The organism is Streptomyces mobaraensis, from assembly GCF_020099395.1.
In the GTDB taxonomy this organism is placed as follows: Bacteria; Actinomycetota; Actinomycetes; order Streptomycetales; family Streptomycetaceae; genus Streptomyces.
This window is the reverse complement of record NZ_CP083590.1, coordinates 4871879-4885203: the sequence shown is the minus strand read 5'-3', so window position 1 is coordinate 4885203 and position 13325 is coordinate 4871879. Positions and strand designations below refer to the sequence as shown.

Genomic DNA, 13325 nt, shown 5'->3' with positions numbered 1-13325 from the left:
GCCGCGCACAACTGGTGATCAGCGCCTACGAGTCGGGGCTCGTCAGCGCCGCGCGTCGGCCGGCCGGGGCCTGAGGGATCAGCGCGTGCACCAGCTGGACGCGTGAGCGGATGCCCAGCGCCGCGAAGACGTTCCGCAGGTGGTGGTCGACGGTGCGGTGGCTGAGGGCGAGGACGGCGGCGACCTCGCGGTTGGTGAGGCCCTCGGCGACGTGCCGCGCCACCCGCAGCTGCTGCGGCGTCAGCGCGGACAGCGGGCCCGGGGCGACGGCGGCCGCCTCCCCAACCTCAAGAGCCACCTCCCGAACCTCAAGAGCGGCCGCCCGGGCCTCCAGCTGCGCCGCCCGGCGCGTCAGCCCGACGCGCCGGGCGTGACCGGCCGCGGCCGACAGCCGGGCGGCGCGGGCGGCGCCGTCCTCCGCCCGGTCCGCCGCCCGTGCGAGGACGGCTGAGCAGCGCAGGTGCAGTCGCTGTACGGGATCGCGCACGGTTCGTCCCTCCTGGTGCCGACGGGTCCGGGCGGACGGCGGCTCCGCGCCCGGGCAGCGAGGAAGTTACCGGCCGGTCAGCCTCTTCGACAGGGGAGCGGCACGCGCGCCCGGCGACGCGGCCCGCCCGGCCCGGCGGCCCCGGGCGCCGAGGCCCCTGGTGGTGAGGGGGTCGGCGACGCGCCCGTGGACCGCTGTTGTCCGGCCGTCCGGTTCCACGGCGGCACGCTTTGTCCGTGGCGACAACCCGTCGGAACACCGGTGGTTTCACCGATGCGCGGACACCCACCGCGACCGCATGCTCCCCGCAGTCGGACGTCCCGGCCGCCGTCGGCACCCGCCGCTCCGGCGCCGGTCCCACCCTCGGAGGTACGCACATGAAGCGCAGGATCGTCGGCACGTTCGTCGCGGCGGCCACCGCGACGGCCACCGCGGCCGTTTCCCTCGTGGCCGGGGGCACGGCCACGGCCGCCCAGCCGGCCGCGCACCGGGCGCCGGTCGTCTTCGTCCACGGCTACCTGGGGTCGGACCCCGTCTGGGCGCCGGCGAAGGCCGCGTTCCTCGCCAGCGGCTACCGGAGCGACGAGCTCTTCGGCTTCGTCTACGACTACAACACGTCCAACGAGACCAGCGCCCGCGGCCTGGCCGCCTTCGTCGAGAAGGTGAAGAAGGACACCGGGGCGCCGAAGGTCGACATCGTGAACCACTCCATGGGCGGCATGGTCTCCATGTGGTACGTCAAGGAGCTCGGCGGCTCGTCGAGCGTCGGCCACCTCGCCTCGCTCGCCGGCGCCCACCACGGCACGGACGTCGCGGCGCTGTGCACCGTCATGTCGCCGTCCTGCCAGGAGATGAAACCGGGTTCGGCCTTCCTCAAGAGACTGGCCTCCGGCGACGAGACGCCCGGCGACACCCGGTACCGGACCTGGTACTCGCCCTGTGACGGCGTCATCAGCCCGTTCTTCAGCACCCGGCTGAGTGGCGCGGAGAACACGCTGGTCCCCTGCGTCAACCACGTCGCGTTCCTCACGGACGGCGGCGTGCTGTCCCAGGTGGCCGCCTTCACGAAGGGGGAGTGAGACCGCGCGCGGTTCCCCGAGGCCGGCCCCGCACCCCGCGGGTGCGGGCCGGCCTCCGGGAACCTACTTGTGGCTCGGGAACCCCAGGTCCACCCCGCCGTCCTCCGGGTCCGGCCAGCGCGTCGTCACGACCTTGCCCCGCGTATAGAAGTGGACGCCGTCGTTCCCGTAGATGTGGTGGTCCCCGAACAGGGAGTCCTTCCAGCCGCCGAACGAGTGGTAGCCCACCGGCACGGGGATCGGCACGTTCACACCCACCATCCCCGCCTGCACCTCCAGTTGGAAGCGGCGGGCCGCGCCGCCGTCGCGGGTGAAGACGGCGGTGCCGTTGCCCCAGGGGGAGGCGTTGATCAGGGCCACCCCCTCCTCGTACGTCTCCGCGCGCAGCACGCACAGCACCGGGCCGAAGATCTCGTCGCGGTAGGCGTCCGACTCCGGCGACACCTTGTCGAGCAGCGACAGGCCGATCCAGTGGCCCTTCTCGTACCCGTCGACCGTGAAGCCGGTGCCGTCGAGGACGACCTCCGCGCCCTGCGCCGCCGCGCCCGTCACGTACGAGGCGACGCGGTCGCGGTGCTCGGCGGTGATCAGGGGGCCCATCTCGGACGCGGGGTCGGAACCGGGCCCGATCTTGATCTTCTCGGCGCGGTCGCGGATCTTCGCGACCAGCGCGTCGCCCGTGTCGCCGACCGCCACCACCGCCGAGACGGCCATGCAGCGCTCCCCCGCCGAGCCGTACGCGGCCGACACGGCGGCGTCCGCGGCGGCGTCCAGGTCGGCGTCGGGCAGGACGAGCATGTGGTTCTTGGCGCCGCCGAGCGCCTGGACGCGCTTGCCGTGCGCGGACGCGGTGGCGTGGATGTGCCGGGCGATCGGGGTCGAGCCGACGAACGAGACGGCGGCGACGTCCGGGTGCTCCAGCAGCCGCTCCACCGCCACCCGGTCGCCGTTGACGACGTTGAGGACGCCCTCCGGAAGCCCTGCCTCCGCGGCCAGTTCGGCCAGCAGCAGCGCCGCCGACGGGTCCTTCTCGCTCGGCTTGAGCACGAACGTGTTCCCGCACGCGATGGCCAGCGGGAACATCCACATCGGCACCATCGCCGGGAAGTTGAACGGCGTGATGCCCGCCACCACCCCCAGCGGCTGCCGGATCGCGGCGACGTCCACCCGGCTGGACACCTGGGTGGACAGCTCGCCCTTGAGCTGGGTGGTGATGCCGCAGGCCAGCTCGACGATCTCCAGACCGCGCGCGACCTCGCCCAGCGCGTCGGCGTGCACCTTGCCGTGCTCGGCGGTGATCAGCCGGGCCAGGTCCTCGCGGCGCGCGTCGAGCAGCGCGCGGTAGGCGAAGAGGACGGACGTGCGGGTGGCGAGCGAGGACGTCCCCCACGAGGCGTACGCGTCCTTCGCCGCCGCCACCGCGGCGTCCACCTCCTCCGCCGACGCCAGCGCCACCCGGGTGGTCACCTCGCCCGTCGCCGGGTCGGTGACCGGCCCGTACGCGCCCGACGCGCCCTCGACGGCACGGCCGCCGATCCAGTGGCCGACGGTCTTCGTTTCCGACGTCATCTCCACGTCCCCTTCTTCGTCTTCGGGCGTCCCTCAACGGGCTTGGCGAACCCGCCTCACAGATGGCGGCGGCGCCCCGCGGCCCCCCGCTCGTACTCCTCCCGGGCCCGCACGGCGGCCGGGCGGGTCGCGGTGCGGGCGACGGGCACATCCCACCACGCCTGGGCGGGCGGCGCGCCCGGCACACTGTCGGGCGTCGCGGTCTCCACGTGGACACATGTGGGCCGCGTCGCCGCCCGCGCCGCCGCCAGCGCCTCCGGCAGCTCGCCGGCGGTCCGGACGCGGAGGACGTCGAGGCCGAGGGAGGCGGCGTTGGCGGCGAGGTCGACCGGGAGCGGGTCGCCGGTGTACGTGCCGTCGGGCGCCAACCGCCGGTACGCCGTGCCGAACCCCTCGGCGCCCACCGCCTCCGACAGGCCCCCGATCGACGCGTAGCCGTGGTTCTGGAGGATCACCACCTTGATGTCCAGCCCCTCCTGCACCGCCGTCACCAGCTCCGTCGGCATCATCAGGTACGTGCCGTCGCCCACCAGCGCCCACACCGGGCCACGGCCCGCCAGCCGGACGCCGATCGCGGCCGGGATCTCGTAGCCCATGCAGGAGTAGCCGTACTCGACGTGGTAGTCGCCGCCGCGCGAACGCCACAGCTTGTGCAGGTCACCGGGGAGCGAGCCGGCCGCGTTGACGAGCACGTCGGACCCGTCGGCGAGGCGGTCGAGCGCGCCGAGGACCTGCGCCTGCGTGGGGCGGGCGGACGGGTCGGCGTGCGGCGCGAAGGCCCGTTCCACCTCCCGGTCCCAGGCCGCCCGCCCCTCGGCGTACTCCCGCGCGTACGCCTCCGGCACCCGGTAGCCGTCGAGCGCCCCCGCCAGCGCCTCCACGCCCGCCCGCGCGTCGGCCGCCACGGCGAGGCCGGCGAGCTTGTGGGCGTCGGCGGAGGAGAGGTTGAGGTTGACGAAGCGGACGCCGGGGGCGGCGAAGAGGGTGGACGAGGCGGTGGTGAAGTCCGTGTAGCGGGTGCCGACGCCGACGACCACGTCCGCCGTCCGGGCCAGCGCGTCGGCGACGGCCGTCCCCGTGTGCCCGATCCCGCCGACGTCGGTGCGCGTCGCGTGGTGCACGGCGCCCTTGCCCGACTGGGTGAAGGCCATCGGGATGCCGGTGGCCTCGGACAGCGAACGCAGCGCCGCCTCCGCGCCGCTGTGCCGGACCCCGCCGCCGCAGACCAGCAGCGGCCGGCGGGCCGAGCGGACGACGGCCGCCGCCTCCGCCACGGCCGCCGGGTCGGGGGCCGGGCGGCGGACGTGCCAGACGCGGTCGGCGAAGAACTCCTCCGGCCAGTCGTACGCCTCCGCCTGCACGTCCTGCGGCAGGGCGAGGGTCACCGCGCCCGTCTCCACCGGGTCCGCGAGCACCCGCATCGCCTGGAGCGCGGCCGGGACCAGCGCCTCGGGACGCGTGATCCGGTCGAACCAGCGCGACACCGGCCGCAGGCAGTCGTTGACGGACACGTCCCCGGCGCCCGGGTGTTCGAGCTGCTGGAGGACGGGGTCGGCGGGCCGGGTCGCGAACGTGTCGCCGGGGAGCAGGAGGACGGGCAGGTGGTTGACGGTGGCGAGGGCGGCGCCGGTGACGAGGTTGGTGGCGCCCGGGCCGATGGAGGTGGTGACGGCGTGCGTGGACAGCCGGCCGGCGGTCCGGGCGTAGCCGACGGCCGCGTGGACCATGGCCTGTTCGTTGCGCCCCTGATGGAACGGCATGCGCTCGCGGCCGGTCTCCAGCAGCGCCTGCCCGACGCCGGCGACGTTGCCGTGCCCGAAGATGCCCCAGCAGGCGGCGATCAGGCGGCGGCGCTCGCCGTCCCGTTCGGTGTACTGGTGGGCCAGGAACTCCACCAGGGCCTGGGCGACGGTCAGCCGCCGGGTCCCTGAAGTCTTCATCGGGCGTCTCCCGCGGAGTAGAACGGCAGCCGGGGGTCGGCCGGCCGCCGGGACCAGGTGGCGCGGATCCAGGCGTGGTCGGGGTGGTCGCGGATCAGCCACTCCCGGGGGCCGGGGCCCGCCATGACGTTGAGGTAGTACAGGGGGTGGCCGGGCGCGGCGACGGACGGGCCGTGCCAGCCGTCGGGGATCAGCACCGCGTCGCCGGTGCGGACCTCCGCGAGGACATCGGTTCCCCCGGCGCGGGAGGGCGACACCCGCTGGTAGCCGAGCCCGGGTTCGCCGCCGGGGCCCGGGGCGATCTCGAAGTAGTAGATCTCCTCCAGCCGGGACTCCTCCCCCGGCCGGTCCTCGTCGTGCTTGTGCGGCGGGTACGAGGACCAGTTGCCGCTGGGGGTGAGGACCTCGACGGCGATCAGCCGGTCACAGGCGAACACGTCCGCCGCCGCAAAGTTGTTGACCTGCCGCGAACAGCCGCCCGCGCCGCGCAGTTCGACGGGAACGGCCGGGGCGGGCCCGTACCGGGCCGGGAAGCGGTGCTCGCACCGCGCCCCGGCGAGCGCGAACCGCCCGCCGGCGGGCGCCGTGACGGTGACGCGCGCGTCCCGCGGGACGTACGCGAAGTCGGTGACGGCGGTGAACACGCTGTCCCGCCCGTGGAGGGTGAACGTCCCGCCGTCGAGGACGCGGACCGTACAGCCGCCCGCGAGCGGCAGCACGATCCACTCGCTGTCGGCGGTGGCGAAGGCGTGGGTGCCGCCGGGCGGGAGGCTGAGGATCCGCAGCGAGGAGCGGTCCCAGCCGGCGCGGGCGGGGTCGACGTCCAGGGAGTAGGGACCGCGGGCGGCGCTGCCGGCGGGGAGATGGGTCATGGGGGCTGGCTCCTGCGGTCGTCGGGGTGGCGCGGACAGGACGGAGGCGGGGCGGGATCGATTCGGCGTTCTCGGTCTCCGTTCTTCCTTCCCCCCGGCCGCGCGGCGGGACGCGCGTGGGGCGAGGGGCGCGGGGTCCGCGCTGTCGTCGGCCACCGGGCAGCGCACCCGCGCGCCGCGCGCCGTACGCCTCCCGGAGGTCGTGGGACGTGCGCGGGACGCGGGGCGGCCTGCCGCCCGGCGCCGCTGCGGTTCCCTTCTCGGTGTGGCCACCTCGGGGGTGGGTGTCCCCGCCCCGCCCCTTCCCGTTTCTTGCGGGGGCTGCGCCCCCGCACCCCCCGAGCGCGCCTGCGGCGCGCGTCCTCAAACGCCGGACGGGCTGGGTCCTCACCGCACCAACTCCGCCACCCGGTCCACCGCCTTCGCCACATCCCCGTCCGGCGGATAGAGCAACGCCCGTCCCGCCACCATCCCCCGCACCCCGGGCAACCGCAGCACCGCGCCCCACCGTTCGTACGCCCGCTCGGCGTCGTCGGGGCGGGCGCCCGCGTCGCCGCCGAGGAGGACGACGGGGAGGGTGGTGGCCCGCAGCACGTCGGCCATGGCGTCGGCGTCGTCGGTGACGGGGACCTTGAGCCAGGTGTAGGCGGAGGTGGCGCCGAGGCCGGAGGCGATGGTGAGGGAGGTGGTGACGGCCTCGGCGGTGAGGTCGGTGTGGAGCGGGCCGCCGGCGTCGCGGCGGCACAGGAACGGTTCGACGAAGACCGGCAGCCGGTGTGCGGCCATCCCGTCGACGGCCCGGGCGGCGGACTCCAGGGTGCGCAGCGAGCCGGGGTCGTCCGGGTCGATGCGGAGCAGCAGCTTCCCGGCGTCGAAGCCGCGCCGGGCGAGGTCCTCGGCGCTGGGGCCGGTGAAGCGGTCGTCGAGTTCGAAGGAGGCGCCGAAGAGGCCGCCGCGGTTCATGGACCCCATGACGACCTTGCCGTCCAGGGCGCCGAGCAGCAGCAGGTCGTCGAGGATGTCGGAGCTGGCGAGCACGCCGTCCACGCCCGGCCGGGAGAGCGCGACGCAGAGACGTTCCAGCAGGTCGGCGCGGTCGGCCATGGCGAGGCGACGGCCGCCGGCGGACAGGGCGCCGCGGGCGGTGTGGTCGGCGGCGACGACCAGCAGCCGGCCGGACGGCCCGAGCAGCGGGCGGCGCGGGCGGCGCGCGGCGGCCTCGGCGATGGCCTCGGGGTGGCGGCTGCGCACGGTGGTGAGGTCGGAGATGCGCACGGGCGGGGTCACGGCCGTTCGTCCCCTCGCGGCGTGGGGCGGGAAGCTCCGGACCGGTGGGACGCCAGCAACTCCTCCACCTCATCCGGCCGCGGCATCGCCGACGAGCAGGCGAGCCGGGACGCGACGAGGGCTCCGGCGGCATTGGCGAAGCGGAGGACGTCCGTCAGGGGGCGGCCGGCGAGGAGGCCGTGGCAGAGGGCGCCGCCGAACGCGTCGCCCGCGCCGAGGCCGTTGAGGACCTCGACCGGGACGGGCGGCACCTCGGCGCGGGTGCCGTCGCGGTGCAGGGCGAGGACGCCGTCGGGCCCCCGCTTCACTACGGCGAGTTCGACGCCCGCGGCGAGCAACGCCCGTGCGGCGGCCTCGGGTTCGCGTTCGCCGGTGGCGACCTCGCACTCGTCGAGGTTGCCGACGGCGACGGTCGCGTGCCGCAGGGCCGCCGCGTAGTGCGGGCGCGCGGCGGCGGCCGCGGCGGCGCCCGTCCGGCCGCCCGCGCCGGAGGCGCCGCCCTCGCCGCCCCAGAACAGCGGCCGCCAGTCGAGGTCGACGACGGTGTGGCCGCGCCGCTCGCGGGCCGCGAGCGCGGCGAGGGTCGCGGACCGGCTGGGCTCCTCGCACAGGCCCGTGCCGGTGACCCAGAGGATGCGGGCGGCGCGGACCGCCGCCAGGTCCAGTTCCTCGGGCCGGATCTCCAGGTCGGGCGCCTTGGGGCGGCGGTAGAAGTAGAGGGGGAAGTCGTCGGGCGGGAAGATCTCGCAGAAGGTGAGGGGGGTCGGGTAGGCGGGGACGGGCGTCACCCAGCGGTCGTCGACGCCGAAGCCGCGGAGTTCGGTGTGCAGGTAGGCGCCGAAGGGATCGGCGCCGGTACGGCTGATCAGGGCCGTGCGGCGGCCCAGCCGGGCGGCGGCGACGGCGACGTTGGCCGCCGAGCCGCCGAGGAACTTCCCGAAGGCGTCCACCTCCGCCAGCGGAACGCCGGCCCGGAGCGGATAGAGGTCCACGCCGAGCCGGCCCATGGCGATCAGGTCGTAGGCGTGGGGGATCTGCGGTCCGTCCGGCTCGCTCATGGGGTCAGGTGTAACCGCGGCCGCCGAACACTGTCAAGGATTTGTCCTTACATATTGACGTCCTGCGTGGGCGGCTTGACGTGACGTCCGTATGTCCTGTCGAAGCCTTGACACCCTCTCACCGGCCCAGGAAGCTACGGACATCCCCACCGCCCGCTGGGAGGAGAGCCGCATGCTCGACCGGATCCGCGTCGGTTCGGCGCCCGACTCCTGGGGCGTCTGGTTCGCCGACGATCCCGCGCAGGTACCCTGGCACCGCTTCCTGGACGAGGTCGCCGACGCGGGCTACCGCTGGATCGAGCTCGGCCCGTACGGCTACCTCCCCACCGACCCCGCCCGGCTGCGCGACGAGACCGCCCGGCGCGGCCTGAGCGTCTCGGCCGGAACGGTCTTCACCGCCCTGCACCGCGGCCCGGCCGTCTGGGACGCGACATGGGAACAGGTCTCCCGGGTCGCCGCCCTGGCCCGCGACACCGGAGCCCGCCACCTCGTCGTCATCCCGTCCTTCTGGCGCGACGACCGCACCGCCGAACGCCTGGAGGACCCCGAACTGACGCCCCACCAGTGGCGCCTGCTCGCCGCCGGCACGGAACGGCTCGCCCGCGAGGTCCGCGACGCGTACGGGCTGGAGATCGCCGTCCATCCACACGCCGACACGCACATCGACACCGAGGAACACGTCGCCCGCTTCCTCGACGCGACCGACCCGGAGCTGGTGCGGCTATGCCTGGACACCGGGCACTACGCCTACTGCGGCGGCGACAGCGTCCGGCTCATCGAGACGTACGGGGAGCGGATCGGCTACCTCCATCTGAAGCAGGTGGATCCCGACGTGCTCGCCGACGTCGTCGCGCGGGGGACGGCGTTCGGGCCGGCGGTGCGGCAGGGGGTGATGTGCGAGCCCCCTGGCGGGGTGCCGGCGCTTCCGCCCGTCCTGGCGGCGGCTTCCCGGCTCGGCGTCGACCTCTTCGCCATCGTCGAACAGGACATGTATCCGTGCGCGCCGGATGCGCCGCTTCCCATCGCGCGCCGGACGCGAGCCTTCCTGCGCTCGTGCGGCGCGTAGCGCCGCGGTGTCTGAGCCCCGGTCCCTCCCCCAGAGGGGGCACCCCCATTTCACCGTTTCTTGCGGGGGCGAGCCCCCGCACCCCCGGGGACGGGCTGTTCAGCCCGTCCGGCGTTTGAGGACGAGCGGCGAAGCCGCGACAAGCGGGTCTGGGGCGCAGCCCCAGGAAACGGTGAAAGGGAGGGACCGGGGCACCCCACCCACCCACAAGGACCACCGCATGAGAAACCTCCGCATCGCCCTCCTGGGCGCAGGCCGCATCGGCGCCTTCCACGCCGCCACCCTGACCCGCCACCTCGAAGGCGTCACCGACCTCCTCATCGCCGACGCGGATCCGGCCCGCGCCGCCGCCCTCGCCGCGCGGGTCGGCGCGAAGGCCCTCGACTCGCCCGAGGAAGCGTTCGCGGCGGGCGGCGTGGACGCCGTCCTCATCGCCACGGCCACCGCCGCCCACGCCGACCTGATCACCCGAGCCGCCCACGCCGGCCTCCCCGCCTTCTGCGAGAAACCGATCGCCGTCGACCTCCCGGGCACGGTCCGCGCCCTGGCCGAGGCCGAACGGGCGGGCACCCTGCTCCAGATCGGCTTCCAGCGCCGCTTCGACGCCGGTTACCGCGCCGCCCGCGAGGCGCTGCGCGCCGGCCGGCTCGGCCGGGTGCACACGATCCGGGCCGTGACGTCCGACCCGGCCCCGCCGCCGGCGGAGTTCCTGCCCCTCTCCGGCGGCCTGTTCCGCGACTGCATGGTGCACGACTTCGACACCGTCCGGTGGCTGACGGGACGGGAGGTGACGGAGGTGTACGCCCGGGGGTCGGACGCGGGCGCGCCGGCCTTCCGGGAGCACGGTGACGTGGACACCGCCTGCGCGCTGCTCACCCTGGACGACGGCACGCTGGTGTCGGCCACGGCCACCCGCTACAACGGCGCGGGCTACGACGTCCGTACGGAGCTGTGCGGGGACCGCGACCAGTGGGCGGTGGGCCTGGACGCCCGGACGCCGCTCACCTCCGCCGAGCCGGCCGGTCCGGGGGCCCCGGAGCGCCCCTGGCCCGGGTTCCTGGAACGCTTCGAGAGCGCGTACCGCGCCGAGCTGGACGCCTTCGTGCGCGCCGTGCGCGGCGCGCTGGACAGCCCGTGCCCCGGCCGTGAGGGCCTGAACGCCCTGCTGATCGCCGAGGCGTGCGAGCTGTCCCGCCGGGAGAACCGGCCGGTGGGACCGGCCGAGGCGGCCGCGGCGGCCGGGCTCGGCTGACCGTACGGACGCGCGGCCGCCCGAACACCACGTCGCCACCGGGTTACGAGCGTCACGGCCCGGTCAGTCTTCCTCGACAGCCGTTCCACAGCCCTGCCCGCCCGGCTCGCCCGGGCCGCTCCCCGGGCAAGGCTGCGTGATCGAGAACGGCAGCGTCGCGGACCCCCCGACGGAACCCCCTCCGTGGCCGCGGCGCAAGGGAGAGGCGCGAGAGATGACCGACCGTCGACTCTGGTCCTACAAAGAGATCGCCGCACACATCGGGGTGCAGACCGATACGGTGCGGTCCTACCGCAAGCACGGTCTGCTGCCGTCGCCCGACCTCACCGAGGACGGGAAGCCGTACTGGTTCGCCGACACCATCCGGCTGTGGGTCGCCGAACGCCCCGGCAACCGGGCCCGGCGGGCGCGCCGGGGGTGAACCGCCCCGGAGCCCGTCCCAAAGCCTGGCGCCATACCCCGGGGGGGTACGATGGCGGCGCAGTCGCCAACCGGTCCACTTCACCGAGGAGCACAGCATGACGCACGGAACGACCGCCGGGACCACCACCGTCTACCAGGTGACCGGCATGACCTGCGGCCACTGCGAGAGCGCGGTCGGCAGCGAGCTCTCCGCGCTCGACGGGGTGACCTCCGTCAAGGCCGAGGCGTCCGCCGGCCGGGTCACCGTGGTCTCGGAAGGCCCGTTGGACGACGAGGCCGTCCGGGCCGCCGTGGACGAGGCGGGGTACGAGCTGGTCGGCCGCGCCTGATCCACCTTCTTGAGCAGATCACGACAAGGGCCCTGATTTCCGTTCAGGGCCCTTGCCCTTTTCCGCCCCCTTTGCCGCCACCAACACCGCACCAAAACAAGAGACCTAGATCACAGCAATTCCGGGGTAACCATTCCGTGCATGGATTGGTCTAACCAGGCAGTGCTGGATCGTCTTGGGGGACGGGCCGGCCACGCGTGGCCGGGACACGTACCCGGGGAGCTTTGAGCGGCCCTCCCGTCCGTACGTTGTCCCGGCAGATCGCGTCCGAGAGGCGGCGCACCCGGTGCGCCGCGGGAACAGTGAGCGCGCGGCGCGCATTCGGACTCCCGGGCGGATCCCGTGGGGGGAATCCGCTTCGGGACGGAAAGCGCCCCGCTCCGACCCGTGGGGGGATCGGAGCCGGGGCGCTTTTCATTGATGCCATGTACAACTGTCCGCACTGCCATGTACATGTGCTACGTACATCATTTTTATTAGGGGTAACCGCCGGTATCACCTTGACAGGCACCGGCGCGCGATCCGACCCCGGTACGCGAACGGCGCCCCCGCCGTCCCCCGAAGGGGAGGCGAGGGCGCCGTGACGGCTGCCCGGGAACCCGGGGTCAGCGGGCCTCGACGGGCACGAAGTCGCGCTCGACGACGCCGGTGTAGATCTGGCGCGGGCGGCCGATGCGGGAACCCGGCTCCTTGATCATCTCGTGCCACTGGGCGATCCAGCCGGGCAGCCGGCCGAGCGCGAACAGCACGGTGAACATCTCGGTGGGGAAGCCCATCGCCCGGTAGATGAGACCGGTGTAGAAGTCCACGTTGGGGTAGAGGTTGCGCGAGACGAAGTAGTCGTCGCTGAGCGCGTGCTCCTCCAGCTTGAGCGCGATCTCCAGCAGCTCGTCGTCCTTGCCCAGGGCGGAGAGGACGTCGTGCGCCGCGGCCTTGATGATCTTCGCCCGGGGGTCGAAGCTCTTGTAGACGCGGTGCCCGAAGCCCATCAGGCGGACGCCGTCCTCCTTGTTCTTCACCTTGCGGATGAAGGCGTCGACGTCGCCGCCGGAGTTCTTGATGGACTCCAGCATCTCCAGGACGGCCTGGTTGGCGCCGCCGTGCAGGGGGCCCCACAGGGCGTTGATGCCCGCCGAGATCGACGCGAACAGGTTGGCCTGCGAGGAGCCCACCAGGCGCACGGTCGAGGTGGAGCAGTTCTGCTCGTGGTCGGCGTGCAGGATGAGCAGCTTGTCCAGGGCGCTCACCACGACCGGGTCCAGGTCGTACTCGGCGGCCGGCACCGAGAAGGTCATGCGCAGGAAGTTCTCGACGTAGCCGAGGTCGTTACGCGGGTAGACCACGGGGTGGCCGACGGACTTCTTGTACGCGTAGGCCGCGATCGTCGGCAGCTTGGCGAGGAGGCGGATCGTGGAGAGATCGCGCTGCTTCTCGTCGAAGGGGTTGTGGCTGTCCTGGTAGAACGTCGACAGGGCGCTGACCACGGACGACAGCATGGCCATCGGGTGGGCGTCACGCGGGAAGCCGTCGTAGAACCGCTTGACGTCCTCGTGCAGCAGGGTGTGCCGGGTGATCTCGTCCTGGAAGCGCGACTGCTCGTCGGCGGTCGGCAGCTCGCCGTTGATCAGCAGGTACGCCGTCTCGAGGAACGTGCTGCGCTCGGCCAGCTGCTCGATGGGGTAGCCGCGGTAGCGCAGGATGCCCTGCTCGCCGTCCAGGTAGGTGATGGCGGACTTGTAGGCCGCCGTGTTGCCGTAACCGGAGTCCAGGGTCACCAGACCGGTCTGTGCGCGCAGCTTGCCGATGTCGAAGCCCTTGTCACCGACGGTGCTGTCGATCACCGGGTAGCTGTACTCGCCGTCCCCGTAACGCACTACTACAGAGTTGTCGCTCACGTCATCCCTCACCGACGTTGTGCCTCTTCTTCGAGGTGCCCTGACTACCCCTACCTTCCCCCATTTGG

11 protein-coding genes and 1 pseudogene are annotated in these 13325 nt (G+C 73.8%); 5 read left to right on the top strand and 7 right to left on the bottom strand.

From position 1 onward, the window contains the following. Positions 1-25: 25 nt before the first annotated feature. The gene (locus K7I03_RS21345; RefSeq protein ID WP_224347140.1) at positions 26-487 is read right to left on the bottom strand and encodes a helix-turn-helix transcriptional regulator; all 462 of its coding nucleotides are present in this window, start codon (positions 485-487) and stop codon (positions 26-28) included. Between the two features lie 377 nt (positions 488-864). Between K7I03_RS21345 and K7I03_RS21340 the strand changes: the two genes are divergently transcribed. Then, positions 865-1566: an esterase/lipase family protein gene (locus tag K7I03_RS21340; protein WP_185944875.1), complete on the top strand. Its 702-nt coding sequence runs from the start codon at positions 865-867 to the stop codon at positions 1564-1566. A 63-nt stretch (positions 1567-1629) separates the two neighbouring features. Here the strand turns inward: K7I03_RS21340 and K7I03_RS21335 are convergent, their stop codons facing one another. The 5 genes from K7I03_RS21335 to iolC form a co-directional block, all read right to left on the bottom strand. After that, positions 1630-3135 carry a CoA-acylating methylmalonate-semialdehyde dehydrogenase gene (locus tag K7I03_RS21335; RefSeq protein ID WP_185944874.1) on the bottom strand — a complete coding sequence of 502 codons (1506 nt, stop codon included), beginning with the start codon at positions 3133-3135 and terminating at the stop codon, positions 1630-1632. A gap of 56 nt (positions 3136-3191) precedes the next feature. Further along, positions 3192-5075, bottom strand: a complete 1884-nt coding sequence (iolD, locus tag K7I03_RS21330) for a 3D-(3,5/4)-trihydroxycyclohexane-1,2-dione acylhydrolase (decyclizing) (protein WP_185944873.1) — start codon at positions 5073-5075, stop codon at positions 3192-3194. Beyond that, positions 5072-5947 carry a 5-deoxy-glucuronate isomerase gene (gene iolB / locus K7I03_RS21325; RefSeq protein ID WP_185944872.1) on the bottom strand — a complete coding sequence of 292 codons (876 nt, stop codon included), beginning with the start codon at positions 5945-5947 and terminating at the stop codon, positions 5072-5074. Before iolB ends, iolD begins: the two co-directional genes overlap by 4 nt. A gap of 387 nt (positions 5948-6334) precedes the next feature. Next, positions 6335-7234: a Cgl0159 family (beta/alpha)8-fold protein gene (locus tag K7I03_RS21320; protein ID WP_185944871.1), complete on the bottom strand. Its 900-nt coding sequence runs from the start codon at positions 7232-7234 to the stop codon at positions 6335-6337. Beyond that, positions 7231-8292, bottom strand: a complete 1062-nt coding sequence (gene iolC / locus K7I03_RS21315; RefSeq protein ID WP_185944870.1) for a 5-dehydro-2-deoxygluconokinase — start codon at positions 8290-8292, stop codon at positions 7231-7233. The genes K7I03_RS21320 and iolC overlap by 4 nt, the downstream gene beginning before the upstream one ends. 172 nt (positions 8293-8464) lie before the next feature. Between iolC and K7I03_RS21310 the strand changes: the two genes are divergently transcribed. The 4 genes and pseudogenes from K7I03_RS21310 to K7I03_RS21295 all read left to right on the top strand — a co-directional run bounded on the left by K7I03_RS21310 (position 8465) and on the right by K7I03_RS21295 (position 11362). Beyond that, a complete protein-coding gene (locus K7I03_RS21310; protein ID WP_185944869.1) occupies positions 8465-9358 on the top strand; it encodes a sugar phosphate isomerase/epimerase family protein in 894 nt (297 codons plus the stop codon). Positions 9359-9578: 220 nt separating this feature from the next. Beyond that, positions 9579-10610, top strand: coding sequence for a Gfo/Idh/MocA family protein (locus tag K7I03_RS21305; RefSeq protein ID WP_185946038.1), 1032 nt, complete (start codon positions 9579-9581; stop codon positions 10608-10610). Positions 10611-10824: 214 nt separating this feature from the next. Then, complete coding sequence (locus K7I03_RS21300) at positions 10825-11031, top strand: helix-turn-helix transcriptional regulator (RefSeq protein ID WP_185946039.1); 207 nt, start codon at positions 10825-10827, stop codon at positions 11029-11031. Between the two features lie 51 nt (positions 11032-11082). Next, positions 11083-11362 (top strand): annotated as a pseudogene (locus K7I03_RS21295) (heavy-metal-associated domain-containing protein). A gap of 605 nt (positions 11363-11967) precedes the next feature. On the opposite strand, the gene K7I03_RS21290 reads toward K7I03_RS21295, so the two are convergent. Beyond that, a complete protein-coding gene (locus K7I03_RS21290; protein ID WP_185946040.1) occupies positions 11968-13257 on the bottom strand; it encodes a citrate synthase in 1290 nt (429 codons plus the stop codon). Between the last annotated feature and the right edge of the window lie 68 nt (positions 13258-13325).

Bases quoted from the DNA above. Each gene is read 5' to 3' on its own strand.
- K7I03_RS21340 (WP_185944875.1), top strand. From the start codon at position 865: ATGAAGCGCAGGATCGTCGGCACGTTCGTCGCGGCGGCCACCGCGACG.
- K7I03_RS21335 (WP_185944874.1), bottom strand. From the start codon at position 3,135: ATGACGTCGGAAACGAAGACCGTCGGCCACTGGATCGGCGGCCGTGCC.
- iolD (WP_185944873.1), bottom strand. From the start codon at position 5,075: ATGAAGACTTCAGGGACCCGGCGGCTGACCGTCGCCCAGGCCCTGGTG.
- iolB (WP_185944872.1), bottom strand. From the start codon at position 5,947: ATGACCCATCTCCCCGCCGGCAGCGCCGCCCGCGGTCCCTACTCCCTG.
- iolC (WP_185944870.1), bottom strand. From the start codon at position 8,292: ATGAGCGAGCCGGACGGACCGCAGATCCCCCACGCCTACGACCTGATC.
- K7I03_RS21310 (WP_185944869.1), top strand. From the start codon at position 8,465: ATGCTCGACCGGATCCGCGTCGGTTCGGCGCCCGACTCCTGGGGCGTC.
- K7I03_RS21305 (WP_185946038.1), top strand. From the start codon at position 9,579: ATGAGAAACCTCCGCATCGCCCTCCTGGGCGCAGGCCGCATCGGCGCC.
- K7I03_RS21300 (WP_185946039.1), top strand. From the start codon at position 10,825: ATGACCGACCGTCGACTCTGGTCCTACAAAGAGATCGCCGCACACATC.